The organism is Helicobacter canis, assembly GCF_008693005.1.
Lineage (GTDB): Bacteria > Campylobacterota > Campylobacteria > Campylobacterales > Helicobacteraceae > Helicobacter_B > Helicobacter_B canis.
On record NZ_VXKE01000014.1, the window covers coordinates 35,552 to 62,373 of the forward strand.

A 26,822-nucleotide genomic window follows, 5' to 3' on the forward strand; every position below is an offset into this window, starting at 1 on the left:
GCTCCTTTGGCTAATGTGAAAAGACAATATTTAACGCCTTAAACGCTTCATACAAATCTGTTTTAAAATGATACAAAATCCCGGGTATGATCAAAATCACCACTACAAAGGCTATGCCGATTTTGAGCGGAAATCCAAAGGAGAAGAGATTAAACTGCGAATGTGTCTTCATAATCATACCAAAGACAATATCGGTAAGCAAAATCACCCCAAGCACTGGAAATGCCATAGCAAAGCCTAGTGCAAACATACTCCCAAAAGCGCGGATAAGGTAGTTTGCAAGATTTGGCGAGAAGCTCACTTGCCCTATGGGGAGAATCTCTAGCGTGAAGGCTACAAAGCGGAAGATTAGATGATGAAAGTTTAGCATTAGGGCTAGCACAAGCGCACTTAGCATAATCACTTGCACGATGATGGGCTTTGTGTTTCCACTTGATGGGTCATAGGCACTTGCCATAGTCATACCCATAGAAAAGCTTATACTATCGCCTGCGATAAAAAGCGCGTTAAAGACGATTTGCAGCGCAAGCGATGCCATAAAGCCTAAGGCTATTTCCATAAACGCCGCGAGTAGCAAATCAGGCAGGGTCGTAATGCTAGCATTTGTGTGGGCTAAGGGTAGAAACGCAATGGTTAAAAAAAACGCCATAGCCCCACGCACCGAGATAGGCACAAGCTGGGAGTCAAAAAATGGGAAAAATGTCAAAATCGCGCTAAATCGCAGCAAAAGCAGCAAAAATACAATGACATTGCCCTCTGTGAGATATGAGAGAAACTCCAACTTCCACGCCCCTAGAATCTAAGCTTTAACACGATTATTAAAAGTAGATTCTAGCATAGAGAATCTTAGAAGCCACTATCCATATTGCAAGCGCACGCCAATGTGCAAACACTCTCTTAAGATTTAGCCAAGCCCATACAATAGCGCGTAAAGATAAAGCCCCAAAAGCCCCACGCACAGCATAAAAGGCACAACAAGCATTGCCACTAGCATATACCGCCAAAAGCTAATATAGATTCCATATCGTTTAAGACTAAAAAGCCAAAGCAGTGTGGCAAGTGAGCCAATGGGAGTAATCTTTGCCCCGACATTACAGCCGAGCAGATGAGCGTAAATTAGCAACTCCCTAGAGCTAGAATCTAACCCCACAAAGTCGCCTAAAGCAAGATTGCCAAGCATAACCATAGGCAGATTATTAATAAGGCTTGAGCCAAGTGAGCTAATCGCACCAACGCTAAAGATTTGTGTGAGAGTGTGTGTAGAAAAACTATCGCTTAGGGAATCATCAAGGAAAAACGCAAAAATATCACGCATAAAAGAGCTTGTAGAATGTAGTCCAAACACCACGATAAAAAGCCCTAAAGAAAATACCACAATCCCAAAGGGCGAAGCCTTAAGACAGGGCAGAATCTCAATCTTTTTATACGCAAGAATAAGGCTAAGAGCCGCGCATAAAAGCGTGAAAGAAGAAAGCGGGAGAGCAAAAGCATTTGCTATAAAAATCCCGCATAAAAGCAAGAAAAGCAGGGCAAAACAAATGATAATCACGCTTTTTTGGGGCATTATGCTAGATTCTACACCGCTAGATTCCGCATTTGGAATCTTAACCCTTAAGATTCTAGGCAATCTCTTACGCACAAGGATAAAAAAGCAAAGACTAGCAATGATGATAAAAATTTGTGGCAGTGCCATAACCTTGCTAAAATCTAGGGCATTAAGGTTAAAAAAATGCAGGGCAATGATATTTGTGAGATTTGAAATCACAAAGGTGTTTGAAGCAAAATCACTTACAAAACTCACTATAAGCAGGAAAATCACAAGTGGGGTTAGAATCTGTGCTGAATTTTTAGAATCTAGCTTAGATTCTATATCTTTAGAATCTAGCTTGCCAAAAAGGGCGATAATGAGTGGCGTTAGGATTAAAATCGCACCATCATTGGCAAAAAATGCCCCCAAAAATCCCCCAAAAAGCACAATAAACACATAAAATTTAAAGCTAGAAATGCCCCCGCACTCCCCCTTTTCACTTAAAAATCTTAGAATCTTATAGGCTAAAAAGTCAAAAAATAAGAGCTTTTCAAGCACAATGCAAAAGATGATAAGCCCAACAAGTGTGAGTGTGCTATCCCATACCATATTCCACACAAACGCTACATCAGCAAAACCTACAACCCCAAACGCCAAGCAAAGCAATGCCCCAAGAGAGCTATACACCCACAAAGGCAACTTAAAAGGGCGGATATAAATGCAAAGCAAAGTCAATATAAAAATAAGAAATGCCATAGATTCTACTTTTTTGCGTGGGATAGCTAAGGGAACTTCAAAGCATTAATCCTAGCTAAGTTTTACTACACAAGCTTTAACCATAAACTTTAACAATGTATAATGTAGCTCTCGCACGAAGCCGCATAAAATTTGGGGGAAGTGAATGAAAAATATCTTTTGTTAATCTTGTGTTGTTTTTCTCTTTACGCAGGGGAGTTTGGGGAAAAAAGCAAGATGAGCCTTGGTGTGTATGCCAATACGGGGGCGAGTATGGGCGGTGGAGTAGAGCTAGGCTTTTCACTCTTTCAAGGCTCACTTTTAAGCTTACGCAATAGCATTTCACTTGAATCTAAAGCCTCCAAACTTTTTAATGATGAACGCTTTGATTCGCAAATTTTTGGAATCTATGACAAACTAAGCCTTGGCATTCTCACAAGCAGCACAATCGCTTCAAGTATTGGCTTTGAATACTTCCGCCCGTATCTTTATCCAAGCGGAGGCTATGGCTTCCTAAGCACAAAAGAGAATCTCGCTAAAACTCCGCAATATTGGGAAGTGAATGCGGGAATGGGACACGAATTTATCTCACACTTTGGGCATACTTTATTTTTTGAGCTTGGCGGAGGGGTAGGCAAACTCACTTCAAATCCCATAAACCTTAGCCAAAATACCCCACTGGGCGGAATGGTAAAAGTTTTACTTGGGTATAGATACCACTTTTAAGGAAGAAATATGAAAGTAACAAAAAAATCTCTAATGAAAATGCCACCGCTCAATCCGCAAGAACAAGCCGTGATTTTACACAAAGGCACAGAAGCCCCCGGAAGCGGAATCTATACAGATAATGATATTGTGAATGAAAATTTGCCAAATTCGTCCAAAAAAGGAAAAAGCCAACACACAAAGTGCGAGGCTTTAGATTTGGGTTTTAATAGTAAAGATGATTTGAAAAAAGTTTATTTAGCAATACATAACAATATAATTCCAAACTTAAATAATCAAGTTTTTTCTCAAGTGATTTTAGAAAAATTCTCAAGCAGCAAAATTGGCTGGTTACATATTGCATTAAAAACACCGAAATGGAGTAGGGGGACAGAATTTAAAATAAGTTATGATGGTAGCAGTTATGTAGATTTTGATAAAACCCAAAATATGGTAGATAAATTTTAAATAAAGGATATGATTGTGAAAAAATATGCCGTATTTATTGTGTTGTTTTGTGGTAGTTTATATAGTGCAACAATCAAGATTGATGACACTCAAGCAGCAACAATGATAGATGAAAGAGAAAAATTTTTTTCAGAAGTATTTTTAGTGCAATATGATGAAACTAAAATACAAAAGGATTCTCAAAATAATCTTGTTTTTATTGATTTGTGTAAATATAGAACAAGTGGCTATGAATTCCCTTGTGGAAATGTAAATGGAGAGAATATAGGTATAAGAAAATATTTTATAAAAGCTAAAGATATTAAAGAAGCCTATATTTTATTTAGACAAAAACACAAAATGAAAACACTGCCCGATAAAAACTTATATGATTATGGCGAATCAGAATCTAATAAAGATGACGAAGTGGGAACATATTATATACACGATATTAAAGGGAAATTTTGGGTAATTGGTATGGGGTATGATAGTGGTAGCATTACGATTTATAGACAAACAAAAGATTATATTGAAGTAATCTATCAATGGAGTATAGATTGGTAATTCTTAACACATTGTGCGGATACAAAGCATCGCCACATATTCAAAAACAGCAACTTTTCTAGCACAAAAGCCAGCGCGATAAGCCCCACAAGTGTCAGCGTGCTATCCCACACCATCGCCCACACACGCATAATATCGCTAGAATCTAGCGCGGAGATCATTACACACGCCAAAGCTCCAAGGCTGCTATACACCCACAAAGGCAGGCAAAAAGGTCGCCAATATAGACACACCATCATCGCCGCAAACACCCATAGCACCATAGTCCACCGCCCCAATACTCGATGTGCAATACTAGCTTATTGCACTTGAAGAATGTATAATTTCTCTCCACGCCAAATATATAAGAGATTTAGCAAGAGGCTTTATACAGGCTCTTAATTTTCAAGGAGTGCTAATGACAAGGGAGACTACAAGGGGCAGGGCAAGCGGCTTTAGGCAGGGCATTAGCAGGGGTGCTGCTATGCTGTGTGTGCTGTGTGTAAGCTTTGTGGGGCTTAGTGCTAGGGAGTGGGATAGCTCAAGTAGATTCGCGCTAGGGATTTATGCTAACACGGGGGCTAGTATGGGCGGGGGGCTTGAGCTTGGGATTTCGCTCTATCAGGGGCAGGTTGTGCAGCTGCGCAACACCCTATCGCTAGAATCTAAAGCCGCAAAACTCCTGCAAGATGAGAGCTTTGATACAAATATTTTGGGCTTTTATGAGAAGCTATCGCTTGGGATTTTTGGGGGCGGGGGCATTAGCTCCTATATCGGGCTTCCATATTTCCGCCCGTATTTGTTCGTGGGGGCTGGCTTTGGGCTAGTGAGTGTGCGCACAAGTAGCTTCGCGCAAGCCCCGTATTACTGGGAGGTTAGCGGCGGACTTGGGCACGAGTTTATTAGCAAGAGTGGGCACGGGGCGTTTTTCGAGCTTGGTGGGGGAGTGGCTAGGCTCACGCAAGCACTGCTAGAGCAAAGGGCAGATGCCCTTGGAGGAATGTTTAAGGTGCTTCTTGGGTATCGATACTTTTTCTAAGCCCTAGATCTAGGCACACAAGGGGCTATCTCCATATCTCCAAAGTGGCTCAAAGTGGCTATGGTATAATTATTTTATAATTACATTTGTTTAAGGGGTGAATATGACAAAGCTTGTGAAAATCGGCTCTTCTTATGGCGTGCGTATCCCTAAAGCCCTTATAGAAAAAGCCAAACTTAAAGACCGAGATATAGACTTGCAGATAGTGAAAAACGGGCTTTTACTAAGCCCTAGTAGTCCTAGGGCTTCGTGGGATAGCCAGAAGCTAAGGCAGCTAGCTGCAAGCAGTGAGTGTGAAGAGTTTGCAAGCGATATAGATAGCACAGAGTGGGAGTGGTGATATGGAGCGATTTGATATATTTTGGGTCAATTTAGAGCCGACCATAGGCTCTGAAATCACCAAAACTCGCCCTTGTGTCATCATCTCGCCCAATGAGCTAAACTACCTGCAAACTAGACTGATCGCGCCCATCACTTCTAGGGGCTTTAGCGCACCATTTCGGGTGGATTTTGTGCTAGAAGGCAAGGAGGCTAGAATCCTATGTGATCAAATCCGCTGCGTGAGTGTGAAGAGATTTTTACAAAAAATCTCCACCCTAGGAGCAAAAGAGCAAGAAAAGCTTCAGGGTATTCTCGCAGAGATGTTTGCATAGCGACAAGCCACAATTACCACAAAAAAGGAGACAAAATGCAAAACTTACAAAGCGACTATAAGACAATCTTAGATGAGCTAAAGCAAGAGCAAATAGCAAAAATCAAGCAAAGGCAAGAAGATAAGATTCTAGAAAAAGAAAATGCCGAGTTTCTCACTAAACTCATAGAAAATGCAGAATCTAAAGAAGAAGTGCTCTTAAAGTGTGGATAGAATAGAGACAGATTGTATAGTATATTATTATGTGCAAGGAAGAAAGCAATGAATCTCTATATTCTTACAGAAGAGCGACCAAAACAAGAAGTGTTACACACTATAATCACAAGATTTTTACAGGATAAAAAGCTTTGCGCTTTTGTGGATACTCTTAAGATTTTACCCATTGTTAAAGAAAATTGCTTTGCGTTTAGCTATGAGATTCTAGGCGTGTCGTGCAAGGCAGTTGAAAAAATCTATGTCAAAATTGTGAGTGGGACGGGTAGTTTTTTGAATATTTGTGTGTTTAGGTTATGTTATAATAAACGGAAAATTGAGGTAAATAATGACAAAATATATTGATGTAAGCACCAACAATTTATTAAATAATTTTTATATTGATGATTGTGTGCATTTTATGCAAAAGAGAATGCACGACAATAGTGTTGATTTAGTTGTAACTTCTCCGCCATATGATAACCTAAGGGATTACAAGGGGTATAATTTTGAATTTGAGAGTATAGCAAATGAAATTTTTAGGATTGTAAAAAAAGGGGGAATTGTTGTTTGGGTTGTTGGTGATAAAATCAAAAACGGAAATAAAAGCTTGACAAGTTTTAAACAGGCCTTATATTTTCAAAAAATTGGATTTAATGCACACGATGTTATGATATATGCGAAAAAAAACACACCTTTTATGCGTTCAAATGCTTATACTAATGGGTATGAGTATATGTTTATTTTTTCTAAAGGAAAACCGAAAACTTTTAATCCACTTAAAGAAAAAACCGCAAGAAATGGTTTTGAAATGTTGGTGGCAAATAAAAAATCAGATGGTAAGAATAATAAAGTTCTTAAAGAATTGAAACAAGAAAAGACAAAGACAAATATTTGGTATTATGCCGTAGGGCTTGGTGGAACAACAAATGATAGAGAAGCTTTTAAACACCCGGCTATGTATCCCGAACAACTTGCTCTTGATCATATTTTGTCTTGGAGTAATGAGGGAGATATTGTATTTGACCCAATGTGTGGCTCTGGGACAACTTGCAAAATGGCTTTTTTAGCTAAGAGAAATTTTATAGGAGTAGATATAAGTTGGGAATACATTGAAATAGCAAAAAAAAGACTAGATAAATATAGGAGTAATTTATGCTTTTAAATATTGATAATTTTGTGATTGCAAATAAGCAAATTGGTAGTGTGGTAAAAAATTCTGTTGGTATTGTCAAGGCGATTAATGGAGAATCTGCAATGGTTTTATTTATAGGTGTCAATGAAATTAAAAAAGTAAATTTTGAGAATTTAGAATCAATTGACATTTACAAAACTGGAAAAGGATTTGATTGTAAAATATGCAATATTTGTCATATTTTGAAAGATACTGGTAGTTTTGAAATTAATCAAACCGATGCAAAGGGTAACAAAACCACTAGACCAAGTTGCAGAGAGTGTAGAAAACATATTGATGGCGTAAAGCTTTCTAATAATGAAAAAAAGCGAATGGACAAAATTGCACCACCTAAAGGCAGTATTTTTACTTGCCCAATTTGCGAAAAGAGAAGTATTGTAGGAGTAACAGCAAATCTTGTTAGGGATCACAACCACGAGACAGGTGAAGGTAGGGAATGGATATGTGATAGTTGCAATACGGGACTTGGCAGATTTAAAGATAACCCAAAGTTTTTGGAGAAAGTGATAGAATATTTAAGAAAATATGAGAAGTAATGCACCATATCAAATCCCCACTCAATTACATTGGCGGAAAATACAAAATCTTACCCCAAATCCTACCCTTATTTCCTAAAAAAATTGATACTTTTATAGATGTGTTTTGCGGAGGCTGTAATGTGGCAATCAATGTCAATGCTAAGCGAATTTTGGCAAATGATAATTTAAGTTATCTTATCGCTCTTTTAAAATTTTTACAACAAAATCCTTTAGAAAAAACACTGCAAGAAATAGAGCAAATCATACATTTTTATGATTTAAGCAAAGAAAATGCAGAGGGCTATAAACTTTTAAGACAGGATTATAATGCGTATAAACATCCTTTAAAATTACTTGCACTTCTTGCCTTTAGTTTTAATCATCAAATACGCTTTAATAACGCACATCATTTTAGTACCCATTTTGGCAGAAATCGCTCAAGTTTTAATCCGCAAATGCGGACAAATCTCATCGCTTTCATACGATTTTTACAAAAGACAAATATCACATTTTCTAGCCTTGATTTTAGTGAAATTTTTAGCACTTTAGATTCTATGCAAGATAAAGAATTGTTTGTGTATTGCGACCCACCCTATCTTATCACGCAGGGCACTTATAATGATGGTAAAAGGGGTTTTAGTGGCTGGAATGAAAGCCTAGAAAAACGGCTTTTAAACTATCTTAGCAAACTAGATTCTAAAGGTATTCTCTTTGGGCTTTCAAATGTTCTTACCCACAAAGGACAAGAAAATAAGCTTTTAAAACAATGGTTAGAGACGCATAATTTTTATATCTACACTATACAAGCACACTATACAAATGCAAATTATCAAGCAAAATATAGGGATAAACAACACACGCAAGAAGTATTCATTACAAACTACAAGGCGGATAATGCGTTTTATTGGCAATAAAGAAAAACTAGCCCCCATCATTTATGACTTTTTACAAAAACTTAGGCTTGTTAAGGCAGAAAACCAAAGCTTTTTTGATGTTTTTAGCGGCAGTGTAAGTGTGGGGAAATTCTTTAGGCATAAAGGCTTTAAAGTATATAGTAGTGATATGCTGTATTTTTCTTATTGTTTGCAAAAAGCCTTTTTAGAGTATAAAAGTCCAAGCTTTAAAAAGCTTTTACTAGAAAAGCAATCCTTGCAAAGTCGCACTTTTTTTAACACCCCCTATGAAAAGGTGCTAAATTTTTTAAATTCTTTGCGTGGTGTGCAAGGCTTTATTAGCACACATTATGCACCCAGCCCGACAAATGCAAGAATGTATTTCACACAAGAAAACGCACAAAAAATAGATGCGATGCGTTTGCAAATAGAGCAATGGAAAAATAAAAATCATATCAATGAGAGTGAGTATTTTATCCTCCTTGCCACGCTTTTAGAATCTGTGTCTTTATTTGCAAATGTGGCAGGTGTGTATGCAGCATTTTGTAAGAGTTGGGATAAAAGAGCTTTAAAGCCTTTTATGTTAAAGGCTATTGAGTTTTCGCAGGGCATAAGCGGGGAGTGCTTTTGCGGGGATAGCGTAAAGATTTTGCAAGGTTTTAAAAAGTCTATTGATATACTTTATCTTGACCCGCCTTATAATCAAAGACAATACGCCCCAAATTATCATTTACTAGAAACCCTTGCAAGATATGATAATCCTAGTATTAAAGGTGTGGCTGGAATGCGTGAGTGGGGGGAGCAAAAAAGCCTATTTTGCAACGCAAAAACTGCTTTAATACAGCTAGAAAATATCGCAAAACTCCCTTGCTATAAAAACTTAGTGTTAAGTTACAATAGCGATGGCATTATGGATAAAAATTCCATTTCTAAGCTTTTAGAATCCTTTGGTAAAGTAAGTTTTTATGAAATTCCTTACAGGCGATTAAAAGCAATGCTAAAGTGCAGAAAAATAGTGTATTTGAATACTTATGGGTGTTTGAAAAAAATAATCGTAGCTAAATCCTTAAAAATCTTGCTAAAACTTGTGCGAAAAGCATAGAGATAAATGGGGAGAAAATCTATCTTTTTGGCAAAAACTTCATAGATAAATCAAATATAAAATATGAATATTACGATGAGAGAAAACGCGTGAGCTATCCAGACTTTATCTTTAAAGACAAGGGAGATAGAATCCACATTTTTGAAGTAAAAAGTGTGAATGCAAGCAAATCTCAAAGCGTAGAGGAAAAAGCCTATAAGCAAAAGATACAAAAGCTAAAACAAGCATATTTAAGTGCGAGTAAAATCACTAGTTATATCTTTATATCTGCCTGTAAAAGTGGGGCAAGATTGGCAGATATGGTGTGCGAAAAATGGGCAAACTTTGCACGAGAATATGAATAGGGCGATGATAGGGCGATGTTTGAAGAGATGATAAAGGAGATGTGCTAGCCACGCGCCAATACAAACTTATTTGACAATAAGCGGCAACTTGCTACAATGCAAGCTTATTTACAAGTTGATAAGGATTATTGATGAAATATGCTTTTGTTTTCCCGGGGCAGGGCTCTCAAGCCATAGGAATGGGCAAGGATTTTTACGAGAACTTCGGCGTGGCGAAAGAGATGTTTGAAACCGCTAGCGATGTGCTGGGGCTTGACTTCAAAAAGCTGCTTTTTGAAGAAAACGACCTGCTTAATCAAACGCAATACACCCAGCCAGCGATCTTTCTTGTAAGCCAAATCGCACACACAATCCTGCAGCAAGAGTCCCCGCTTCTCGCGCACTTTGCCCTAGGGCATTCACTTGGTGAGATAAGCGCGCTGTGCGTAGCACTGGGCGTGGGCTTTGAAGATGGGCTTAGGCTCACCAAAGCGCGCGGAGAGATGATGACTAAGGCGTGCGAGGGCAAAGATGCAGGAATGATGGTCATCGTAGGGCTTAGCGATGAAGTAGCAGAAGAAGCCACAAGCTCGTGGCGCAATCAAGGCAAAAGTGTCTGGTGTGCCAACTACAACGGCGATGGGCAGATCGTCCTAGCGGGGAAAAAGAGCGACCTAGCGAGCATAGAAGAGCCCATCAAAGCCCTAGGAGCTAAAAGGGCATTGCTACTGCCTATGTCTGTAGCCTCGCACTGCCCTTTGCTAGAATCTATGTGCGAGCCATTTGAAGAGCTTTTGCGCAAGTATCTAAAGCCCAAGTTCGCACTACCTATCATCTCAAACGCCACGACAAAGCCCTATGACACCGCCGAACAAGCCTACGAGCTTCTGCGCTTGCAGCTTATCTCTCCTGTGCTGTATAAGCAGTCAATTTTGGCTGTTGATGAGCATATTGATGCCTATATCGAGCTAGGGCATAATAGCGTGCTAAAGGGCTTAAACAAACGCCTAAGCCAAAAGCCCACGCTCACAATCGCCAACACCCAAACCCTACAAGAGTCTATTTCGCAATTGGAGCAGCAGTAATGAAAAAAATAGGCATTATAGGGGCAATGCAAGAAGAAATCACACCGCTTTTAGAGCTTTTCCCATCAAGTCGCACTACGCTCTTAGGGGGCAATCTGTTCTACCATATTGTGCATAAAGATGCGGAGATACATATCGCTTATAGCAAGATCGGCAAGGTGCATGCTGCAATCACAGCCAGCACGATGATTTTGCGCTTTGGCTGCGAGAAAGTCATCTTCTGCGGGGTGGCTGGAGGCTTGCGAGAAGATTTAGCAGTGGGGGATTTGCTGCTTGGGACTAAGCTATGCCAGCACGATGTGGATATTAGCGCATTTGGACACCCGCTAGGCTTTATCCCAGAGAGTCGGGTATTTATCGAGACTGATGAGAGCTTGAATGCAATCGCTAGGCAAGTAGCCCTAGAATCTAATCTCACGCTAAAAGAGGGCATAATCGCTTCAGGCGATGCCTTTATCCATAGCAAGGAGAAAAAGCAGTGGATCATCGATAACTTTGGCGCAGCAGCAGTGGAGATGGAGGGAGCGAGTGTGGCAGTGGTGTGCGATAGCTTCAAAGTGCCCTGCTGTATTTTACGCTCTATTAGCGATAGTGCCGATGGAAGTGCTGATGTGAGCTTTGATGAGTTTTTGGAGTCTTCGGCTAAAGCTGGCGCGGATTTTGTCAAAAAGATGGTCGATAGGCTTGTGTAATGCGCGCTAGAATCCACGCACCAAAGCTTGGGGTGAGTGGTGGATTTAGCTTGATTGAGCTTGTGTTTGTGATAGCTGTGGTTGGGATACTTGCAGCAGTGGCGATCCCAAAGCTTGTCGCCACGCGCACAGACGCGCTCTATGCGGCAGTAAATAGCGATATACAAGCAGTCATTAGCTCCGTGCAAGTAGCAGCACTCACGCAAGATCTAAGTGCAAGCCCCCTTGATGGTGCGTTCATTATGCAAGCTGCTGGGCTATCTCCTACGCGCTGGGTCGCTCAGGGCAATGGCGTGCGGCTTGGGAAAGATGGCGCGCAAGATGTAGCCAATAATTGTGTGATGATCGACATTACCGCCCAAAGCTTGCAAGTGAGAGTCCAGCCCGTGCCAAGCTCACAGATTTGCCAAAAGCTTAGTAAAACTTACCCCACACCTTTGAGCTTCAATCTCTCAAGCTCGCTATTTTAGCAAGCCCTATATCTTAGATAAGGAGCGAGAGTATGCCTGCAATGCCTCCGCTTAATGACAAAGAGCGCGCAATCATTATCGACAAAGCCACCGAGCCGCCATTTAGCGGAATCTATACTGATCATTTTGAAAATGGCGTATATATCTGCCGCCAGTGCGGTGCTGCACTCTACAACTCTAAAGATAAGTTCCCAAGCCACTGCGGATGGGCGAGCTTTGATGATGAGATACAAGGGGCTATTGCCAAAGAGCCTGATAGCGATGGCAAGCGCGTGGAGATTCTTTGCGCGTGCTGCAGGGGGCATTTGGGGCATATATTTATAGGAGAAGGCTTCACAGAGAAAAACACGCGCCATTGTGTGAATTCTCTCTCCTTGCACTTTGTCAAAGCAGAATCTATATAGTCTCTATCGTGCTAGTGTGTGGGGCTTGCTAGGGTGTATTATGTGCGCTTAGATTCTAGGCTTTGCGCACTACTCTTCATAGGGGTCAAGATGTGTGATCACCTCCCAGCTACCTTGCCCAGCCACTTGCAGGCTTTTGATTTGCCACTCGATAGAGTCTGCCACAGCGTGCGCGTCCTTTAGCAAAATCTCTGGGCTAAACTCCAAATGCACTTCTACGAAGTGTAGCCCACCGCTTTGGCGTGTCTTTAAGTCGTGGTAGCCCTTAATCTCCTTAGTAGAATCTAAAATCGCTTTAATCGCTGCTTGCTTCTCATCTTCTAGCGCGTGATCAAGCAGCACCAGCACGCCATCTCTCAACAGCCCAAAGGCAGAATACCCCACATATAGCCCAATGCCAATGCCAAATATCGCATCAATAGCACTAAAGCCTGTAAGCTTGACAAGCACGACTGATACAAGCACCACGCCATTGCTTAAAATATCTGTTTTATAGTGCAGGGCATCAGCTTTAATGACAAGATTCCCGCTCACTCTTGCTACAAATTGGAGGTAAAGCACCAGCGCGATAGTGAGCACGAGAGAGAAAACCATCACATAGAGCGAAAGATCAAGGCGCACTAGCTCGCTCCCTAGCATAAGCTTCTTCACAGATTGATAGATGATAAAAACCCCAGAGACTAGAATCACACTGCCTTCAATCACCGCTGCAAGCGACTCGATCTTCCCTAGCCCGTAGTTGAACTTCATATCCGCAGGCTTCTCTGCCTTTGTGATAGCATAGAGATTAAAGCTTGAGGCGCATAGATCGAGTAAGGAGTCTATCGCGCTTGCAAGGATCGCTACTGAGCCGCTTAGAATCCCAGCGACAAACTTCACTACAATAAGCACGCACGCGACACAGCTTGAGATTATTGTCGCCTTGCGTTGTGGGCTTAGCTTAGGCTTTGACTCTTCTGGGCTTGATATGGTGCTTTGGCTCATCTTGCACTCCCATAGATTTGTAGGAGCGTGATTTTAGCAGAATCTAGCCTATTTTGAGAATTGCCTATAGCCCAAGCTCTAGCTCTGTCAGCTCATTAGCACTCTCATAAATGTGAGCTTTATACTTGGTGAAAAACTGCTCCTTGCGCGCTTGTATCTCATCGTGCTCTAATAGCTCACCACGCATAGCATAGTGCCTATGGATTGGCACATTTGCCATATTGTAGGCTTCTATCTCGCAGCCCATTTTCACACGCTTTAGGCTCTCTTGTGCGTTGCCAGCTAGGGTGTGGGCGCGCACATAGCAAGCAGAGAGATTGCGCGCGATTAGCCCTGCGATCCTTGGCATATCTTGCTTGGGATCACCATTTAGTGTTTGGGAGAATTTATGGTAGTCCATAGGGTGGAGCGGAGGCTTGATACGCAGCTCACTAGCCAGACCCACTACACACGCTATCATCACCATTACTAAGGGCTTCATACTCACTCCTTCTCTCACTATCTTATCAAGTAGAATCTAAATGCCCATATTTATATCTAGGCTAGATTCTAGCTTTGCTATGGCTAGTTGCTTGTGCGGTAGCGGAACTGCCCCTTTTTAAAGACAATATCAAAGCCCCCGATACTATATAGCCACTTGTTTTCTATGGTATTTTTGATAAAAGCTGCAAGCTCGCCTTTAACCCCCCTGCCAAAGACCATTCCCACGCCATCTGTATGCCCTATGGAGCAAACCGTGCCTTTATGGTGGAAAACAAAGGGGCGCGTAAAGGGCTTATTAGCAAGCTTGGCGACAAAAAGCTCAGCGATATAATCACCCATTTGGGCGGAGAGCTGGGCGGTAGGTGCGTGGATAATGTCTTTGTCCCTAGCTTGCGCGCTATCGCCTACGACATAGATATTTGGGTAGGCTTCACATTGTAGCTGGGCATTAACGGGGATTCTACCCTTTTTGTTTGGCAGGATTGATTGCTCGATGATTTCACTACCTTTGACCCCAGCACTCCAAATAATCGTATTCCCCAGAATCTCCAGCGGCTCATCTTGCCCTTTGTAGCGAGCGATCACGCGGTCATCGCGCACTTCTTCAATCGTGGCATTTGAGACAATGCGCACGCCAAGTTTTTTAAGCTTAGATTCTGCTGCTGTGGCAAGCTTGTCATTAAACACGGGCAAAATATGCTCCGATCGCCCTATGCAAGTGATCTTAGGCAAGGAGCGATCAATCCCGCAAATAAGGCATAGCTCATCAAGCTGCGTGGCGAGCTCGGCGGTAAATTCTATCCCTGTAAAGCCCGTGCCACACACGATCACAGAGAGATCTTGGACATTTTTTGTATGGGTGTATTCTTTGAATTTGTTTTCAATGTTTTTCATAAGTTTTAGCGCGGCATTGAGTGAGGATAGGCGGTAGGTGTTTTTCCCCACACCCTTAACGCCCAAATGATCTGGGCGAAAACCAAGGGCTATGATAAGGTAGTCATATTCATAAACTCCGCCATTGCCTATGACTTTGTTTTCTTCTGGGCAAAGCTCTATGATTTTGTCCTTGATGAAGCGGATTTTCTTAGGGTCTAGAATCTTGCGGTAGAAGATTCTGGCTTTGCGCGAGCTTAGAGTGCCTATGGCGACTTTGTGTAAAAGTGTGGTTTGGTAGTGATAATCGTGCTTGCTAATAAGCGTGATGTCTGCTTGCGTTTTGAGCTTGCGCTGCAAGCCTAGAGCGGCTTTAAGCCCGCCATAGCCACCACCGATGATAAGGACTTTAGGGTGTGATTGTGTCTCTTGCATTAACACTCCTTAACTCTAAAATCCCACATAGTAGCCCAAAAGCCTTTATAAATAAATTAAAAAATTTTTTACTTTTTGTGTTTGGGGGATAGGCTTGCGCTTGGGGTAAGACTTAGCTTAGATTCTAGGGACCTAGAATCTAAATATATTGAAGGAAGTTGGGCTGCACGAGTATAACAAAGCCCATATATGGGCGGTATTGATTATATCGCTGCTTTAGCCTGCTGGACAATCGCGGCAAAAGCCTGAGGGTCGCTGATAGCCATATCCGCTAGGATTTTTCTATCAAGCTCGATATTAGCGCGTTTTAATCCGTGGATAAATTTAGAGTAGCTAATATCATTGATCCTACACGCAGCATTTATGCGCACGATCCATAGACTTCTAAAGTCTCTTTTCTTTTGCTTTCTATCGCGAAACGCATAGCACAAGCTTCTCTCTAGTTGCTCCTTAGCCTTGCGGAAATGCTTCCTGCGCCCGCTGTAAAATCCGCGCGCTAGTTTTAAGACTTTCTTGTGTCGTCTGCGCCTGACAACGCCTGTTTTAACTCTCATTGTTTCTCCTTGACCTTTATGTAGGTGTAGCTCTCGCTAATCTTTCCCTATTTAGGGGGACTTGAACTTATGCTTGACACAATAGATTCTTCACAGAATCTAAATTCGCGCTATGCACGAAATGAGGGGACTTAAGCTGTGCTTTACGCTTTGGCGATTTCTTTGTCAAAATATGACTGCGAAACGCCGAGCCACGCTTAATAAGATTTTTCTTACACTTGAAGCGTTTGGCTGCCCCGCGATTTGTCTTCATCTTTGGCATTGTCTTCTCTCCTTTCATAAGATAGGCATAGATGCTTTCAAAGCAACGCAAGGGCGGATTCTACCACGAGTTTGCTAAAAACTTCTTTATAGTTTGTGGTGTGGTTGGGTAGTCTAAGGCTATGGGAGAATTCTAGTGCGATAAAGTCCGCCTAAAGGCGGCGGGCTTTAAGGCTTCGCGTGGATTTTGGTGTAGTTATAGGGTGATAGGCTCTCATCAAGCTCAAGCAATCGCTTATTTGGCGCGCGATTTACATCTTTCTCTTCAGGCTCGTTGTAGTAGAGATCGCCTTTTTTGTGTCCTTCCATATCTACTGGGTAGCGCAACTCGCCGGGCGCGTATTTTTGCATATCTTTAAAGCCTAGGTTTGATGGCGTGATATGGATATTGTCTTTTGCTGCAAGAGAGACAAGCAGAGCTTGCGCTTCTTTTGCCATAGCGATTGACTGCCCCATGATCCTAGCCGCTTCTGTTGGGTTGTGGAATCCTGTGGAGTTTTCCGCATTGACAAAATCTGCTCGCATTTGTGATTTGCGATGAAGATCAAGCACCGCATTAAGGGCTTGTGAGATTTTCTTGTCATCTGCTGCGCCATCAGTTTGGTATTTGGCTAGCCCACCCATTTGCGCACGCACCTTAGCAATATCTTCGATTAGGCTTACGATCGCATACTCCGCACTTCTTTGCATAGAGGCGATAGAAGTTTGGATATTGAATACTTGCTGCTTAAGATACTCTTCTGATTGTCTATGGCAAGTTTTGCACGATGCATTGACATCATTAAGCGGAGAGACAAACTGGTGGTTTGTAACCTTCTTGGCACCATTGCGTGTGTATGGCATATGGCAATCTGCGCAAGACACACCATTTTGCGCGTGGATTCCACCGCTTGCTAGCTCTGTCTCTGGGTGCTGGATTTTGATCATAGGGGCTTTAGTGTCTTTATGCACCCAATCTTGTGGGAATTTGTCTTTGACTTTTTCATAGTAGTCATCAAACATTTCGATTTTAAATGGCTCGCCTTTTTTCCACTCGCTCCAAGGGAAAACAAGCATTGTCCCATCTACGCTAACTTGTGTAGGCTTATTGCCATCGCGCCAATAGTCAATTTGGTCATAAGTTTTTTGCGTGCCATCAAGCCATTTGGCATTTGGATCATTGGCGATGCTCTCGCCCATTGTGGTAACTTTACCCGCAGGAGCGAAGTAGTATTCAACATGGCATTGTGAGCAAACAAGTGTGCGCATTTCTTGACGAGTGGCTTTCACGCCTTGATTCTCATCAGCCTCATAGCCCCTAGAGACAAGGGCATTGACAAGGGCTGGGCGAGTGATGCGCAGGCTCATATCCTTAGGCGAGTGGCAGTCCGCACAAGTAAGCCCCATTCTCGTGCCGCCGTGAAGCCCTAGGTGCTCTGGGCTATCTGGTGCTTGCTCATCAAAGGTTGGGACATTTTTGATCATCGTCCAATATTTCGCACTATTAAATGCCAAAAAATCGCCTTTAGAGACATTTTCTAAAAGCCAAGAGCTCCAGCCACTATGGCAGTTCATACAGGCTGTGGGCTGCCCGCCAAATGCTTTAAGCCCAGAAGCATTAAGGAAGTCTTTGTTATTGCGAGCTGTTTTCATCTGGTCGGCTTGGATATAGAAGTGGTGTCGCTCTTCATTGAAATCTTTGGAGAAGGGATACCCAGCCCACATTTTTACAAGCTGTGGGAATCTATCAAGCTTGTTGTAAGAGAGATTCCCGCCAAAGTCGGTAGATTTGGGTGTAAGCGTTGCACCGCTTAAATACATATCTAAATAGTCTGGGAATTTTGCGCCCCAAGTGCTTAGGCGCGGATCACTATCGCTAAGCCCCGCAGAAGCCCCTATGTTAAGCGCAGTTTGCTCGCCTTTCTTTTGCCCTATATCTGCCGTGATATATGCGACCAATGCTCCTACAAGGATCGCTACAACTAGTGCGATCCATAAAGTCTTTTTGCCCATTTACTCTCCTTTAATGTGTGTTAAAAATCCCGCAAATGCCCCACATTGTGATGGCAGGACATACAATCCAAGCTGCCTTCAGCTGGATTTTTACTGCCCTTATCGCCTTTTGTAGGGTCGATTGCATTATGTGCGTAGTCGCCGTGGCAGCGCATACAACTTTCCTTGACCCACGCTTTGGTGTCTGCATTAGCAGTGAAGTTTGTCGGTAGATGCTTGTCAAATGTAAAGTGGTAGGCGTGATTTAGCCCTGTATATGCCTTAGCCAGCCATTTGCGTGTAAATGAGTGTGGCAAGTGGCACTCGATACACTCTACGCCTTGATGTGAGCTTTTTGTCCAATCGCGATGGACTTCATTCATCACATGGCAGTTATTGCACGCGGCAGAATCATTGGAGAGATAGCTCAACGCATTTGCATTATATAGCCCATAAATACCATTGCCGATGATAAAGCCAAATATACAAACTAGAGCAAATACGAAAAGGGAAGTTTTTTTGCTCATTTACTCTCCTTGCTAACCCAAATAATCCTACAACCGCGCTATAACTACAAAGTATGAATACCTGAGATTTTATAGAGATAGTCCTTACAAATTCCTAAAAATAGCTAAAGTTAAGAACTAAAAGCATTTAGGCTATATCATATCTGCAACGCTCTTTAGCTATACTTCTGTGGCTGTATTGTTAAGATTTATCGTGTCAAAGGACTTTTATGCAAAAGCTTATCATTATTGATACATTTGGGTTTTTTTTCCGTAGTTTTTACGCGCTTCCACCTTTGCAAAACTCTCAAGGCTTCCCCACAGGGCTGCTCACAGGCTTTGCCAATCTCATTATGAAGCTGTATAAAAGTAATCCACACGACTACATTATCTTTGCCCTAGAAGGCGGGGGGCAAAATATACGAAAAGCTATTTACAAAGACTACAAGGCAAACCGCCAAGAAACCCCGCAAGAGCTATTGCTGCAGCTTCCTGTCGCCATTGAGTGGATTGAGAAAATGCAGCTTGTCAAAATTGCAAAAGAGGGCTATGAAGCAGATGATGTGATCGCTTCTTTAGCGCACTTAGCCAAGACCAAAGGCATACAAACCCAAATCATCAGCCACGATAAAGATCTTTATCAGCTTATTGATGATGATGTGTTTTTGCTCGATCCTGTGCGGCAAGTAGAGATTAGGCAGGAGCAGTGTCAGCAGAAGTTTGGCGTGCTGCCGCATTTGTTTATCGACTATCAAAGCTTAGTAGGGGATACAAGCGATAATGTCCCGGGTGTTAAGGGCATAGGTGCTAAGACTGCTTGCAAGCTTTTGGAGCATTTTGGCTCACTTGATGCGATGTATGCAAGAGAAAATGAGCTAGAAGAAGTCATTAGCAAGCGTCTAGCTCAAGTTATAAGAGAGCAAAAAGAGAGCGCGCTTCTTAGCAGAAAGCTTGTAACGCTTGTAAAAGACCTGCCTTTAGATGTGGATTTCCAAGCACTTGCTATGCCAGAGAAAAACCCCTTGCATTTAATCATTGATGAGCTAAGCCGCTATGAATTTACCAAAATCGTCCAGCGACTCTCAGGCGAGCCTATGAATGTCAAACACGAAGCAGTATTAAAGCCCAAAGCCCTAGAATCTACTTCTACAAATTTTACCTACAAAGCACACACTTTATGGAGTTTGGAGCAGATACGAGCCCTGCTTGCCCCCCTGCCTAAAGATACGAAAATCGCCTATGATTGTGAGAGCACTGGGCTTGATACAAGAAAGGCGGAGCTTGTGGGATTTAGCTTTTGCTTTGATGGTAAAAATGCCTACTATGTCCCCGTGGCGCACACCTACCTAGGCGCACCAAGTCAGCTCTCCTTGGCGGATACAAAAGCGGCATTAGAGCTACTTTTCTCCTATCCACTCATCGGGCATAATCTCAAATACGACTTGCAGATCGCCAAAAGGCTAGGCATAGAGCCAAAGCGTGAAATTTATGATTCTATGATTTTGGCGTGGCTCTATGATAGTGCGAGCAAGGTGGGCTTAGATGAGCAAATGCGCAAGTGGTTTAGCTACACAATGCTCCCTTTTAGCGAGGTGCTTGGCAGTAAGCAGAACTTCGCTGAAGTGCTGATAGAGTCTGCCACAGAGTATGCCGCAGAAGATGCCGCTGCGACTTTTGCACTTTTTCACATAATCTCTTCCACCCTAGAATCTAAAGGCTTGCAGCAGCTATTTTCCCTTGCTCAAAGTTTGGAGTTTCCCTTTATCCAAGTGCTTGTGGCAATGGAGGGTAATGGCATTAGCATTGATACCAAATATTTCCAAGCACTCTCCACACGCTTTAGCAAGGATCTTTTGGCATTGGAGCAAGAGATTTTCACCCTTTGCAATGATGTCTTTAACCTAAACTCCCCAAAGCAGCTAGGCACTATGCTCTTTGACAAGCTTGGGCTAAAGGCACAGCGGCAGATCAAGGGCGGATACAGCACTGATGAGAAGACCCTGCAAGCCTTGCTAGATGCCCACCCTGTAATCCCCAAAATCTTAGAATACCGAGAAGCAAGCAAGCTCAAAAACACCTATGTAGAGCCGCTATTGAAGCATAATGATGAAGGTAGAATCTATACTTCATTTTTGCAAAGCGGCACTGCCACTGGTCGCCTAAGCTCTAAGAATCCAAATCTCCAAAATATCCCCGTGCGTAGCGAGCAAGGTAAGCTGATCCGCGCGGGATTCCGCGCTAAGAGTGAGGATTATACGCTGCTTTCAATCGACTACTCACAAATTGAGCTGCGATTGCTTGCGCATTTTTCACAGGATTCTGCGTTGGTCGAGGCGTTTTGCAATCACTTAGATATTCACTTACAAACGGCAAGCATTTTGTTTTCACCAAAACAAGCACAAGAGAAGCGACACATTGCTAAAAGCATTAACTTTGGTCTCATCTATGGTATGGGCGCGCGCAAGCTTGCCCAAACACTAGGCATAAGCTTTAGCGAAGCAAAGTCCTATATCCAAAGCTATTTTGACTTTTTCCCTTCGGTAAAGACATTTCTAAAATCTAAAGAGCAAGAGATTTTGCACAATGGCTATGCGCAGACACTGCTGGGACATAGAAGGTATTTTGACTTTAGCAATGCTACGGAGTTTATGCGCGCTAATTACTTGCGAGAGGGGGTTAATACGATTTTCCAAGGTAGTGCGGCTGATCTTATCAAAATGGCTATGCTAAAAATCCACGCCCATATCCAAGGCTCAAATATTGCTATGCTTTTACAAGTGCATGATGAGCTAATCTTTGAGCTACCTAAACAAAACGCCCTAGAATCCGCCAAAGAAATTGCCCATATTATGGATAGTATCTACCCCCTAGCTATCCCACTAGAATCTAGCATTTCGCTAGGTGATAGCTGGGCAGATCTTAAGTAGCTAAGCGCGCCCACTAGCTAGAATCCAAATAGATTCTAGCTAGGCAGTCAAGAGGTAGAATCTAGGCTAAAGTGCTTAGAGAATCTCTGCGGTATTTTCATCAATAATTTGTGCGCGTAAGATCTTTTGTGTGCTTTGGTTTAGGACTTTGATAATCTGCCCTTGTGTGCCATTTTGCAAGGCTTGCACTTGGGTTTGTAGAGATAGATTCTGGCTTTTTATAATTGCTGTGATCATCTCGCCCTTGCGCACGAGAATGCGCTCTTTGACCTTATCTAGCGTGATAATGCTCCCAGAGCCGATAAGTGATCTTGCAGAGACCTTGCCCAGCGCGCTTTGTGGCAAAAGCTTGGTGTTTCTAAGCAGTGCTAGCTTGCTGCGCTGTGTGGCGGTGTTTTGGCTTGTTATGTCCGCATTTGTGCTAATGAGTGCTGTGGCTTTGATGACACTTAGCTCTGCATCAATACTATATGAGATGGGCACAGACACCACACTTGCGCCATTGTGGATTTTGGCAATAAGCGTGCCGCTAGATTTTGCAAGTGCATTTGGTGAGAGTGTGCAGATATTTGGAGCAGCGCAGGAGAGATTGTGCCCTTGTAGCGATTGCGGAGCTTGCAGGCTAATTTGTGTGATGTGGATATCGTAGTCTTTATAGGCGGTGGCATAGGCTTGGGCGATATATTGCTTGAGTGATGACTCCTGTGCTACAAGAGCGTGCGTGAGCAAAATGACTGCAGCTAGATATTTCACATCACACCCTTTGCACAAAGTCTGCAAGCAGCAAGCGGACATTCCCACCAAAGTTAATGCGCAAATACACCTGCCCGCCTTGTTTGCGCACTTCTTGCACAACGCCTAGCCCAAAGATTTTGTGCTTAATCGCACAGCCCTTGCTAAAATCTTGGCTAGATTCTAGCTCTTCTTGGCTTATGCAAGGCTTGCTATATGTATCTGCTTCTGGGGTAAGCTTGGCTTCTTTAAGGAAGCGTGATGGGGCTAGAGTCTCTCGCTTACCCTTATAGAATCGTGAGTGCGCGTGTGAGACAAAGAGCTTCTCCCTAGCGCGTGTGAAAGCTACATACGCGAGCCTGCGCTCTTCTTGCAGATCGCCCTCTTCACGCAAAAGTGGGAAAAACCCTTCTTCACAGCCGATGATAAACACATAGTCAAACTCCAGCCCCTTAGAGCTATGCACGCTCATACAGCTAATACTCTCGCCCACTTCAACATCAGTGCTAGAGCTTAGACTTAGCTCATAGAGTAAATCATCAAGCCCGTAATGTGGGTTTTGCATAAAAAAGTCGCGAAAATAGCCATAAAACTCCTCAATATTTGCGCGCCTATCAATATCATCAAAGCTTGTCTCCACGCGCAGGGCGAAGCTTTCATCAAAAGCGTCTAAAAAGCCTAGCGCGCTTTCTTGGAGCTTTGCTTGCAGGAGTTCTAGGGTGTCAAAGAGCATTTTTAGCTGCTTATTTTGCGTGTGTGATAAAGTGGATTCTAGTAGCCCTTGCTTATAGGCTTCATAGACACTAAGGCTTTGCGCACTAGCGGTGCTAAAGATCTTTTCTTGTGCGACCTTGCCAAGGGAACGCTTAGGGACATTGATGATACGCGAGAGAGAGAAGTCATCATTAAGATTTAGCACCACGCGGAAATATGCTAGCACATCTTTAATCTCTGCGCGCTCATAGAATCTAGTCGCGCCGATAAGTTTATAGGGGATTTTGGCGCGATTTAAGCCCTCTTCTATGCTGCGAGAGAGAGCATTAAGCCGAAATAGTATGGCAATTTGTGTAGGAGCAATGCCACTTTGCAAAAGTGCAGCGATCTTGCTGGCAATGGTATTTGCTTCTTGCGTTTCATCGCTATGGCTAAGTAGCACTATCTCATCACCATCTCCCCTAGTGCTTACCAAATCTTTGCCAAGGCGGGAAGTGTTATGGGCGATGAGTGCATTTGCCGCGCGCAAAATAGGCTCTTTGGAGCGGTAGTTTTGCGCTAGGGTGATGGTCTTTGCATCAAAAGTTTTCGCAAAGTGCAGGATATGGGAAATATCTGCCCCCCTCCAGCTATAAATGCTTTGATCATCATCGCCCACGACACAGAGATTATTATGCGTGGTGCAGAGCTTTTGCAGTAAGGAGACTTGCAAGAAGTTGGTATCTTGGTATTCATCGACCATAATGTATTGATAACGCTCGCTCATCATTGTAGCAATCTCGGCATTACTAGCTAGAATCTCATAGCTTTTTAGCAGTAAATCATCAAAGTCAAGCATATTGTTTTTCTCTAGGAATGCTTGGTAGTCTTGGTAGGCTTTGCTTAGGTCTTGGTAGTTTTGGCTTTTTGCTTGTTGGTGCGCTTGGCTTGGGGTGATTAGCTTATTTTTGCAAGCAGAGATATAGCCTAGAATCTGCGCTGGGCTAAAGTGCGCATAGCTAGAATCTAGCTTTTTGACAATGCGCTTTTGATCATCGCTATCAAGCAAAATGAAGTCGTGCTTGCGCCCTAGGTGGTGGATATGCTCACGCAAAAAGAGCAGCCCAAAGCGGTGGAATGTGCAAAGTAGTGGCGGGTGTAAAGGCGGGCAGCCCTCACCTAGAATCTGCAGTGCCCTAAGGCGCATTTCACTTGCGGCTTTGTTGGTGAAAGTTAGCGTTAGGGTGGATTGCGGGGGGATACCTACGACTTTGATGAGATAGGCTAGGCGCGTGGTAATTGTCTTTGTCTTCCCGCTGCCAGCACCCGCTAGGATAAGCAATGCCCCATCAATGTGCTTGGCAGCTTCTGCTTGGGCAGGATTTAGTGTAGAGAGTAGGGCGTCCATAAGCTACTTTGTAAGCGTGGTGGCGTTAGATTCTAGCTCGTAGGAGTAGATCTTTTGCGTATCGATTTGGAAGTCAAAAAACTCAGAGCGAAAATCCGCTAAAGACACGAAGTTGTAGTTTGTGGCAGCGGCTTTGTAGTTTTGAGCGGCTTGATAGAGTAGCCCTAGTGCGTAGCGCGCTTCATAGGCGGTGGGGGTCTCCATTTTAGCAAGTTGTAAAAGTAAGGTCGCATCAGCATAGTTCCCAGCACCCACGGCAGAAACTGCTGTGAGAAAGCGCGTGTGGCTGTCGTCTTCTTTGAGCTCATCAACAAGCATATTAAAAATCGTATAGGCTTTTTGGAAGTCTTTTTGGTAGATACTAATTGCTCCAAGTGTCTGCAAAGTGCCGCGCGGGTCGTCATCTTTAGCGGTTAGGTGGTTTTGCATAATGCGTGCTTGATTTTGCAAAGAGCCTGTGATAAAGCCCGTATAGACATAGAGCTCCCTAGGCAAAGCCCCGCCATAATACAGCGGGCGTAGATCTAGGGTATTGGAGTTAAATAAGTTATACATATTGATACTAATATCTTGCAAGCTCTCGCCAAAGCTCTTAGTAAGCACGGCTAAAATATTTACGACCACATCATTTGGAAAAATAGCCTTAAGTGCGTTGATGTTATCTAGCATACCTTGCTTGTCTTTGTTTTTAAGCGCATAGACAAACTCTAGTGCGTAGTAAATAGGCTCTTTGACCTTGGCTTGTGCGATCCAGTCGCTTTCTTGGATTTGGTTGTCATTTAGGTAGTTTAGGAAGTTTTCTACAAATGTGTGCTTGGCTGGGTCTTGGGTGTGGTCTTGGATTTCGTGGTTTTGGAAAGACTGCACCATATCAAATACCACGCGCTCGGTATCTTTGTGGCTAAATCGCCCTGTGAGCACTGCAAAGATTCCAGAGAGATAGTCGCTTTGATCAAGATAATATGAGCGGATAAAATGCGCATAGGCATCATCATACTGCCCAAGCTGTGCATAGACTAGCCCTAGGTTGTAGTATAAAATCGCGTGGTTTGGGTTTGTTTTTGTAACATTTTTGAGAAATACCAACGCCTGCCGCAGATCCTTACTCTCAAGTGCGACAAGCGTGCGGATAATTTCTTTGTCGATTTTAGAGGTCGTGGCAGAGCGTAGAAGGATATTTTTCCCCTCTGTGATATTGAGCTGGGCGAAGTTGCTTGCTTGTGTGATTTCTTCTAATGCACGCTTTGCATCAAACACTCGATATGGTGCGAAGTAAAAGAGCATTTTGTAGCCGATTTTGTCCTTATTCTCAAAGTCGCGCTCCCAAAAGGTCTTTTGCGCGATGCCCACATCAAAGAGCTCTGGATTGATGGTGACTTTAATGGGGTAGGTGGTCTTTGCCTGCTCGTGGATTTTCTTGCTTGAAGCGATAGAATCTAAGCTTGCTGCTGCTGCTGCATAGTTGCCAAGCTTTAGCTCAATAATTTGCAGTGCCATAAGGGCTTCTACATCATTTGGGTGTTGTTGCAGGAACTTGACTAGATGATTTCTTGCTGGAGTGTATTCGCCCTTGCGTGCATAAAGTAGCCCGATAGATTTGTTGTCTTCTGGGTCTGCGGCAGCTTGTAGGTGCTCTAGGGCATTTGTATCATCACCAAAGATAGTGAAAATATGGGCGGCTAGGCGGTTGTTTTGCGCACTAAAGTCTAGGGAGTTTGGGTTAAGTAAGGGGCTTAGGGCTTCAAAATACTTGTCTTCATAGTAGGAGACAAGAGCGTAGGCATAGCTGTAAAATGGCTCGTTGATAATCTCGCTTAGGTTGTCATTAGCGACTTTGACATAGTGCCCATATAAATCAAATCGATCTAGCTTCAATGCAGCCACTGCCGCATTGATCGCGCTTGCAGAGACATTTTGCCCCGTTTGGATCGAGTCGCTATAAGCTGCGATGGCATCTTGATAGAGCTGGGATTTTAGCTCCATTGTGCCTAGGTTGTAGCTAGCGATTGATTGGGAAAAGTCAGCGATCTTGCGGAAGACTTCATACGCTTCTTGGCGGTAGCCTTGATCATAGAGCACATTGCCTTTAATGATAAGATTATCCACGCTAGAATCTGGGGCATCTTCATCAGGGGCAGGAAGTGGCGTGCTGATGAGCTTTTGCACTTCTTCTTGGGAGATTTCATTGACTACACTTTCTTGTGTCGCTTCTTGCTCGGGCTTTTTTGTCTTTTTGCTTGGCATAAGTGCTAGAATCAGCAGCAAAAGCAGCAGCAAAACTAGCACTGCCCCTCCTCCTAGCACGCTATAAAAGGCGATTTTATTCTGCTTAAGCTTTTGGATCTGGGGGCTAAGGCTAGCAAATAGCCCTTGCATAGGAGCTAGAATCTTCTGCAGCTTTTCACTAAGCCCTTTAGACTCGGTGGCTTGGGTCTGCTCTTGCTCTTCTTGGATACTATTTACATCTGCCAT

General features: G+C 43.0%; 31 protein-coding genes. 18 read left to right on the top strand and 13 right to left on the bottom strand.

Going from position 1 to position 26,822, the window contains the following annotated elements; genetic code table 11:
* Positions 1 to 10: 10 nt before the first annotated feature.
* Positions 11 to 781: a flagellar biosynthetic protein FliR gene (gene fliR, locus F4V45_RS04600; RefSeq protein WP_150337277.1), complete on the bottom strand. Its 771-nt coding sequence runs from the start codon at positions 779 to 781 to the stop codon at positions 11 to 13.
* Positions 782 to 904: 123 nt separating this feature from the next.
* Entirely contained in the window at positions 905 to 2,284 is a 1,380-nt protein-coding gene (locus F4V45_RS04605; RefSeq protein ID WP_150337278.1) for an arsenic transporter, read from the bottom strand.
* A gap of 216 nt (positions 2,285 to 2,500) precedes the next feature.
* On the opposite strand from F4V45_RS04605, the gene F4V45_RS04610 reads away from it, so the two are divergent.
* Genes F4V45_RS04610 through F4V45_RS04620 form a run of 3 tightly spaced genes read left to right on the top strand, consistent with a single transcriptional unit; the run spans position 2,501 to position 3,979 of the window.
* Positions 2,501 to 2,989, top strand: coding sequence for a hypothetical protein (locus tag F4V45_RS04610; RefSeq protein WP_246145062.1), 489 nt, complete (start codon positions 2,501 to 2,503; stop codon positions 2,987 to 2,989).
* Positions 2,990 to 2,998: 9 nt separating this feature from the next.
* Positions 2,999 to 3,436 carry a hypothetical protein gene (locus F4V45_RS09735; RefSeq protein WP_246145067.1) on the top strand — a complete coding sequence of 146 codons (438 nt, stop codon included), beginning with the start codon at positions 2,999 to 3,001 and terminating at the stop codon, positions 3,434 to 3,436.
* Between the two features lie 9 nt (positions 3,437 to 3,445).
* Entirely contained in the window at positions 3,446 to 3,979 is a 534-nt protein-coding gene (locus tag F4V45_RS04620; protein ID WP_246145069.1) for a hypothetical protein, read from the top strand.
* On the opposite strand, the gene F4V45_RS04625 is transcribed toward F4V45_RS04620, so the two are convergent.
* The gene (locus tag F4V45_RS04625) at positions 3,958 to 4,257 is read right to left on the bottom strand and encodes a hypothetical protein (protein WP_150337281.1); all 300 of its coding nucleotides are present in this window, start codon (positions 4,255 to 4,257) and stop codon (positions 3,958 to 3,960) included. The genes F4V45_RS04620 and F4V45_RS04625 overlap by 22 nt on opposite strands.
* A 119-nt stretch (positions 4,258 to 4,376) precedes the next feature.
* On the opposite strand from F4V45_RS04625, the gene F4V45_RS04630 reads away from it, so the two are divergent.
* The 14 genes from F4V45_RS04630 to F4V45_RS04690 all read left to right on the top strand — a co-directional run bounded on the left by F4V45_RS04630 (position 4,377) and on the right by F4V45_RS04690 (position 12,523).
* Entirely contained in the window at positions 4,377 to 4,997 is a 621-nt protein-coding gene (locus F4V45_RS04630; protein WP_150337282.1) for a hypothetical protein, read from the top strand.
* Positions 4,998 to 5,100: 103 nt separating this feature from the next.
* The gene (locus tag F4V45_RS04635; RefSeq protein WP_023929860.1) at positions 5,101 to 5,337 is read left to right on the top strand and encodes an AbrB/MazE/SpoVT family DNA-binding domain-containing protein; all 237 of its coding nucleotides are present in this window, start codon (positions 5,101 to 5,103) and stop codon (positions 5,335 to 5,337) included.
* Position 5,338: 1 nt separating this feature from the next.
* Positions 5,339 to 5,650, top strand: a complete 312-nt coding sequence (locus tag F4V45_RS04640; RefSeq protein ID WP_023929861.1) for a type II toxin-antitoxin system PemK/MazF family toxin — start codon at positions 5,339 to 5,341, stop codon at positions 5,648 to 5,650.
* A 35-nt stretch (positions 5,651 to 5,685) separates the two neighbouring features.
* On the top strand, positions 5,686 to 5,862 hold the full coding sequence (locus F4V45_RS09450; protein WP_170235174.1) for a hypothetical protein: 177 nt from the start codon (positions 5,686 to 5,688) through the stop codon (positions 5,860 to 5,862).
* Between the two features lie 48 nt (positions 5,863 to 5,910).
* Positions 5,911 to 6,207, top strand: coding sequence for a hypothetical protein (locus F4V45_RS04645; RefSeq protein ID WP_246145071.1), 297 nt, complete (start codon positions 5,911 to 5,913; stop codon positions 6,205 to 6,207).
* On the top strand, positions 6,191 to 7,006 hold the full coding sequence (locus F4V45_RS04650; RefSeq protein WP_150337283.1) for a DNA-methyltransferase: 816 nt from the start codon (positions 6,191 to 6,193) through the stop codon (positions 7,004 to 7,006). The genes F4V45_RS04645 and F4V45_RS04650 overlap by 17 nt, the downstream gene beginning before the upstream one ends.
* Positions 6,997 to 7,572: an Hpy99I family type II restriction endonuclease gene (locus F4V45_RS04655; RefSeq protein ID WP_002955897.1), complete on the top strand. Its 576-nt coding sequence runs from the start codon at positions 6,997 to 6,999 to the stop codon at positions 7,570 to 7,572. The genes F4V45_RS04650 and F4V45_RS04655 overlap by 10 nt, the downstream gene beginning before the upstream one ends.
* Complete coding sequence (locus F4V45_RS04660; RefSeq protein WP_150337284.1) at positions 7,572 to 8,468, top strand: Dam family site-specific DNA-(adenine-N6)-methyltransferase; 897 nt, start codon at positions 7,572 to 7,574, stop codon at positions 8,466 to 8,468. The genes F4V45_RS04655 and F4V45_RS04660 overlap by 1 nt, the downstream gene beginning before the upstream one ends.
* On the top strand, positions 8,449 to 9,549 hold the full coding sequence (locus F4V45_RS04665; protein WP_246145076.1) for a DNA adenine methylase: 1,101 nt from the start codon (positions 8,449 to 8,451) through the stop codon (positions 9,547 to 9,549). The genes F4V45_RS04660 and F4V45_RS04665 overlap by 20 nt, the downstream gene beginning before the upstream one ends.
* A gap of 89 nt (positions 9,550 to 9,638) precedes the next feature.
* Positions 9,639 to 9,893, top strand: coding sequence for a hypothetical protein (locus tag F4V45_RS04670; protein ID WP_150337285.1), 255 nt, complete (start codon positions 9,639 to 9,641; stop codon positions 9,891 to 9,893).
* A gap of 131 nt (positions 9,894 to 10,024) precedes the next feature.
* Positions 10,025 to 10,957: an ACP S-malonyltransferase gene (fabD, locus tag F4V45_RS04675; RefSeq protein WP_150337286.1), complete on the top strand. Its 933-nt coding sequence runs from the start codon at positions 10,025 to 10,027 to the stop codon at positions 10,955 to 10,957.
* The gene (locus tag F4V45_RS04680) at positions 10,957 to 11,649 is read left to right on the top strand and encodes a 5'-methylthioadenosine/adenosylhomocysteine nucleosidase (protein ID WP_150337287.1); all 693 of its coding nucleotides are present in this window, start codon (positions 10,957 to 10,959) and stop codon (positions 11,647 to 11,649) included. The genes fabD and F4V45_RS04680 overlap by 1 nt, the downstream gene beginning before the upstream one ends.
* Complete coding sequence (locus tag F4V45_RS04685; RefSeq protein WP_150337288.1) at positions 11,649 to 12,119, top strand: type II secretion system protein; 471 nt, start codon at positions 11,649 to 11,651, stop codon at positions 12,117 to 12,119. Before F4V45_RS04680 ends, F4V45_RS04685 begins: the two co-directional genes overlap by 1 nt.
* Positions 12,120 to 12,160: 41 nt before the next feature.
* A complete protein-coding gene (locus F4V45_RS04690; protein WP_034578252.1) occupies positions 12,161 to 12,523 on the top strand; it encodes a methionine-R-sulfoxide reductase in 363 nt (120 codons plus the stop codon).
* 69 nt (positions 12,524 to 12,592) lie between these two features.
* On the opposite strand, the gene F4V45_RS04695 is transcribed toward F4V45_RS04690, so the two are convergent.
* From F4V45_RS04695 to nrfH, 7 genes are all read right to left on the bottom strand, one after another.
* Complete coding sequence (locus F4V45_RS04695) at positions 12,593 to 13,507, bottom strand: cation diffusion facilitator family transporter (protein ID WP_150337289.1); 915 nt, start codon at positions 13,505 to 13,507, stop codon at positions 12,593 to 12,595.
* A 64-nt stretch (positions 13,508 to 13,571) separates the two neighbouring features.
* Positions 13,572 to 13,988, bottom strand: a complete 417-nt coding sequence (locus F4V45_RS04700) for a hypothetical protein (protein ID WP_150337290.1) — start codon at positions 13,986 to 13,988, stop codon at positions 13,572 to 13,574.
* 83 nt (positions 13,989 to 14,071) lie between these two features.
* Positions 14,072 to 15,298, bottom strand: coding sequence for an NAD(P)/FAD-dependent oxidoreductase (locus F4V45_RS04705; protein WP_150337291.1), 1,227 nt, complete (start codon positions 15,296 to 15,298; stop codon positions 14,072 to 14,074).
* Positions 15,299 to 15,501: 203 nt separating this feature from the next.
* Positions 15,502 to 15,852, bottom strand: a complete 351-nt coding sequence (rplT, locus tag F4V45_RS04710) for a 50S ribosomal protein L20 (protein ID WP_023929871.1) — start codon at positions 15,850 to 15,852, stop codon at positions 15,502 to 15,504.
* Positions 15,853 to 15,919: 67 nt separating this feature from the next.
* Positions 15,920 to 16,114, bottom strand: coding sequence for a 50S ribosomal protein L35 (gene rpmI, locus F4V45_RS04715; protein WP_023929872.1), 195 nt, complete (start codon positions 16,112 to 16,114; stop codon positions 15,920 to 15,922).
* A 167-nt stretch (positions 16,115 to 16,281) separates the two neighbouring features.
* The gene (locus tag F4V45_RS04720; RefSeq protein WP_023929873.1) at positions 16,282 to 18,105 is read right to left on the bottom strand and encodes an ammonia-forming cytochrome c nitrite reductase subunit c552; all 1,824 of its coding nucleotides are present in this window, start codon (positions 18,103 to 18,105) and stop codon (positions 16,282 to 16,284) included.
* Positions 18,106 to 18,125: 20 nt separating this feature from the next.
* Entirely contained in the window at positions 18,126 to 18,611 is a 486-nt protein-coding gene (gene nrfH, locus F4V45_RS04725) for a cytochrome c nitrite reductase small subunit (protein WP_150337292.1), read from the bottom strand.
* Positions 18,612 to 18,820: 209 nt separating this feature from the next.
* Between nrfH and polA the strand changes: the two genes are divergently transcribed.
* Positions 18,821 to 21,517: a DNA polymerase I gene (polA, locus tag F4V45_RS04730; protein WP_150337293.1), complete on the top strand. Its 2,697-nt coding sequence runs from the start codon at positions 18,821 to 18,823 to the stop codon at positions 21,515 to 21,517.
* Between the two features lie 75 nt (positions 21,518 to 21,592).
* On the opposite strand, the gene flgA is transcribed toward polA, so the two are convergent.
* The 3 genes from flgA to F4V45_RS04745 are packed head-to-tail and all read right to left on the bottom strand — an operon-like array spanning position 21,593 to position 26,822.
* Positions 21,593 to 22,270 carry a flagellar basal body P-ring formation chaperone FlgA gene (gene flgA / locus F4V45_RS04735; RefSeq protein WP_170235175.1) on the bottom strand — a complete coding sequence of 226 codons (678 nt, stop codon included), beginning with the start codon at positions 22,268 to 22,270 and terminating at the stop codon, positions 21,593 to 21,595.
* A 1-nt stretch (position 22,271) separates the two neighbouring features.
* Positions 22,272 to 24,350, bottom strand: coding sequence for an ATP-dependent helicase (locus F4V45_RS04740; protein WP_150337295.1), 2,079 nt, complete (start codon positions 24,348 to 24,350; stop codon positions 22,272 to 22,274).
* Positions 24,351 to 24,353: 3 nt separating this feature from the next.
* On the bottom strand, positions 24,354 to 26,822 hold the full coding sequence (locus tag F4V45_RS04745; RefSeq protein WP_150337296.1) for a tetratricopeptide repeat protein: 2,469 nt from the start codon (positions 26,820 to 26,822) through the stop codon (positions 24,354 to 24,356).

Bases quoted from the DNA above. Each gene is read 5' to 3' on its own strand.
- F4V45_RS04650 (WP_150337283.1), top strand. From the start codon at position 6,191: ATGACAAAATATATTGATGTAAGCACCAACAATTTATTAAATAATTTT.
- polA (WP_150337293.1), top strand. From the start codon at position 18,821: ATGCAAAAGCTTATCATTATTGATACATTTGGGTTTTTTTTCCGTAGT.
- F4V45_RS04690 (WP_034578252.1), top strand. From the start codon at position 12,161: ATGCCTCCGCTTAATGACAAAGAGCGCGCAATCATTATCGACAAAGCC.
- F4V45_RS04695 (WP_150337289.1), bottom strand. From the start codon at position 13,507: ATGAGCCAAAGCACCATATCAAGCCCAGAAGAGTCAAAGCCTAAGCTA.
- rpmI (WP_023929872.1), bottom strand. From the start codon at position 16,114: ATGCCAAAGATGAAGACAAATCGCGGGGCAGCCAAACGCTTCAAGTGT.
- F4V45_RS04705 (WP_150337291.1), bottom strand. From the start codon at position 15,298: ATGCAAGAGACACAATCACACCCTAAAGTCCTTATCATCGGTGGTGGC.
- F4V45_RS04660 (WP_150337284.1), top strand. From the start codon at position 7,572: ATGCACCATATCAAATCCCCACTCAATTACATTGGCGGAAAATACAAA.
- F4V45_RS04740 (WP_150337295.1), bottom strand. From the start codon at position 24,350: ATGGACGCCCTACTCTCTACACTAAATCCTGCCCAAGCAGAAGCTGCC.
- F4V45_RS04665 (WP_246145076.1), top strand. From the start codon at position 8,449: ATGCGTTTTATTGGCAATAAAGAAAAACTAGCCCCCATCATTTATGAC.
- F4V45_RS04745 (WP_150337296.1), bottom strand. From the start codon at position 26,822: ATGGCAGATGTAAATAGTATCCAAGAAGAGCAAGAGCAGACCCAAGCC.
- F4V45_RS04635 (WP_023929860.1), top strand. From the start codon at position 5,101: ATGACAAAGCTTGTGAAAATCGGCTCTTCTTATGGCGTGCGTATCCCT.
- F4V45_RS09735 (WP_246145067.1), top strand. From the start codon at position 2,999: ATGAAAGTAACAAAAAAATCTCTAATGAAAATGCCACCGCTCAATCCG.
- rplT (WP_023929871.1), bottom strand. From the start codon at position 15,852: ATGAGAGTTAAAACAGGCGTTGTCAGGCGCAGACGACACAAGAAAGTC.
- F4V45_RS04655 (WP_002955897.1), top strand. From the start codon at position 6,997: ATGCTTTTAAATATTGATAATTTTGTGATTGCAAATAAGCAAATTGGT.
- F4V45_RS04605 (WP_150337278.1), bottom strand. From the start codon at position 2,284: ATGGCATTTCTTATTTTTATATTGACTTTGCTTTGCATTTATATCCGC.
- nrfH (WP_150337292.1), bottom strand. From the start codon at position 18,611: ATGAGCAAAAAAACTTCCCTTTTCGTATTTGCTCTAGTTTGTATATTT.
- F4V45_RS04680 (WP_150337287.1), top strand. From the start codon at position 10,957: ATGAAAAAAATAGGCATTATAGGGGCAATGCAAGAAGAAATCACACCG.
- F4V45_RS04640 (WP_023929861.1), top strand. From the start codon at position 5,339: ATGGAGCGATTTGATATATTTTGGGTCAATTTAGAGCCGACCATAGGC.
- F4V45_RS09450 (WP_170235174.1), top strand. From the start codon at position 5,686: ATGCAAAACTTACAAAGCGACTATAAGACAATCTTAGATGAGCTAAAG.
- F4V45_RS04720 (WP_023929873.1), bottom strand. From the start codon at position 18,105: ATGGGCAAAAAGACTTTATGGATCGCACTAGTTGTAGCGATCCTTGTA.
- F4V45_RS04645 (WP_246145071.1), top strand. From the start codon at position 5,911: ATGAATCTCTATATTCTTACAGAAGAGCGACCAAAACAAGAAGTGTTA.
- F4V45_RS04620 (WP_246145069.1), top strand. From the start codon at position 3,446: ATGATTGTGAAAAAATATGCCGTATTTATTGTGTTGTTTTGTGGTAGT.
- F4V45_RS04685 (WP_150337288.1), top strand. From the start codon at position 11,649: ATGCGCGCTAGAATCCACGCACCAAAGCTTGGGGTGAGTGGTGGATTT.
- F4V45_RS04700 (WP_150337290.1), bottom strand. From the start codon at position 13,988: ATGAAGCCCTTAGTAATGGTGATGATAGCGTGTGTAGTGGGTCTGGCT.
- F4V45_RS04630 (WP_150337282.1), top strand. From the start codon at position 4,377: ATGACAAGGGAGACTACAAGGGGCAGGGCAAGCGGCTTTAGGCAGGGC.
- F4V45_RS04610 (WP_246145062.1), top strand. From the start codon at position 2,501: ATGAGCCTTGGTGTGTATGCCAATACGGGGGCGAGTATGGGCGGTGGA.
- fabD (WP_150337286.1), top strand. From the start codon at position 10,025: ATGAAATATGCTTTTGTTTTCCCGGGGCAGGGCTCTCAAGCCATAGGA.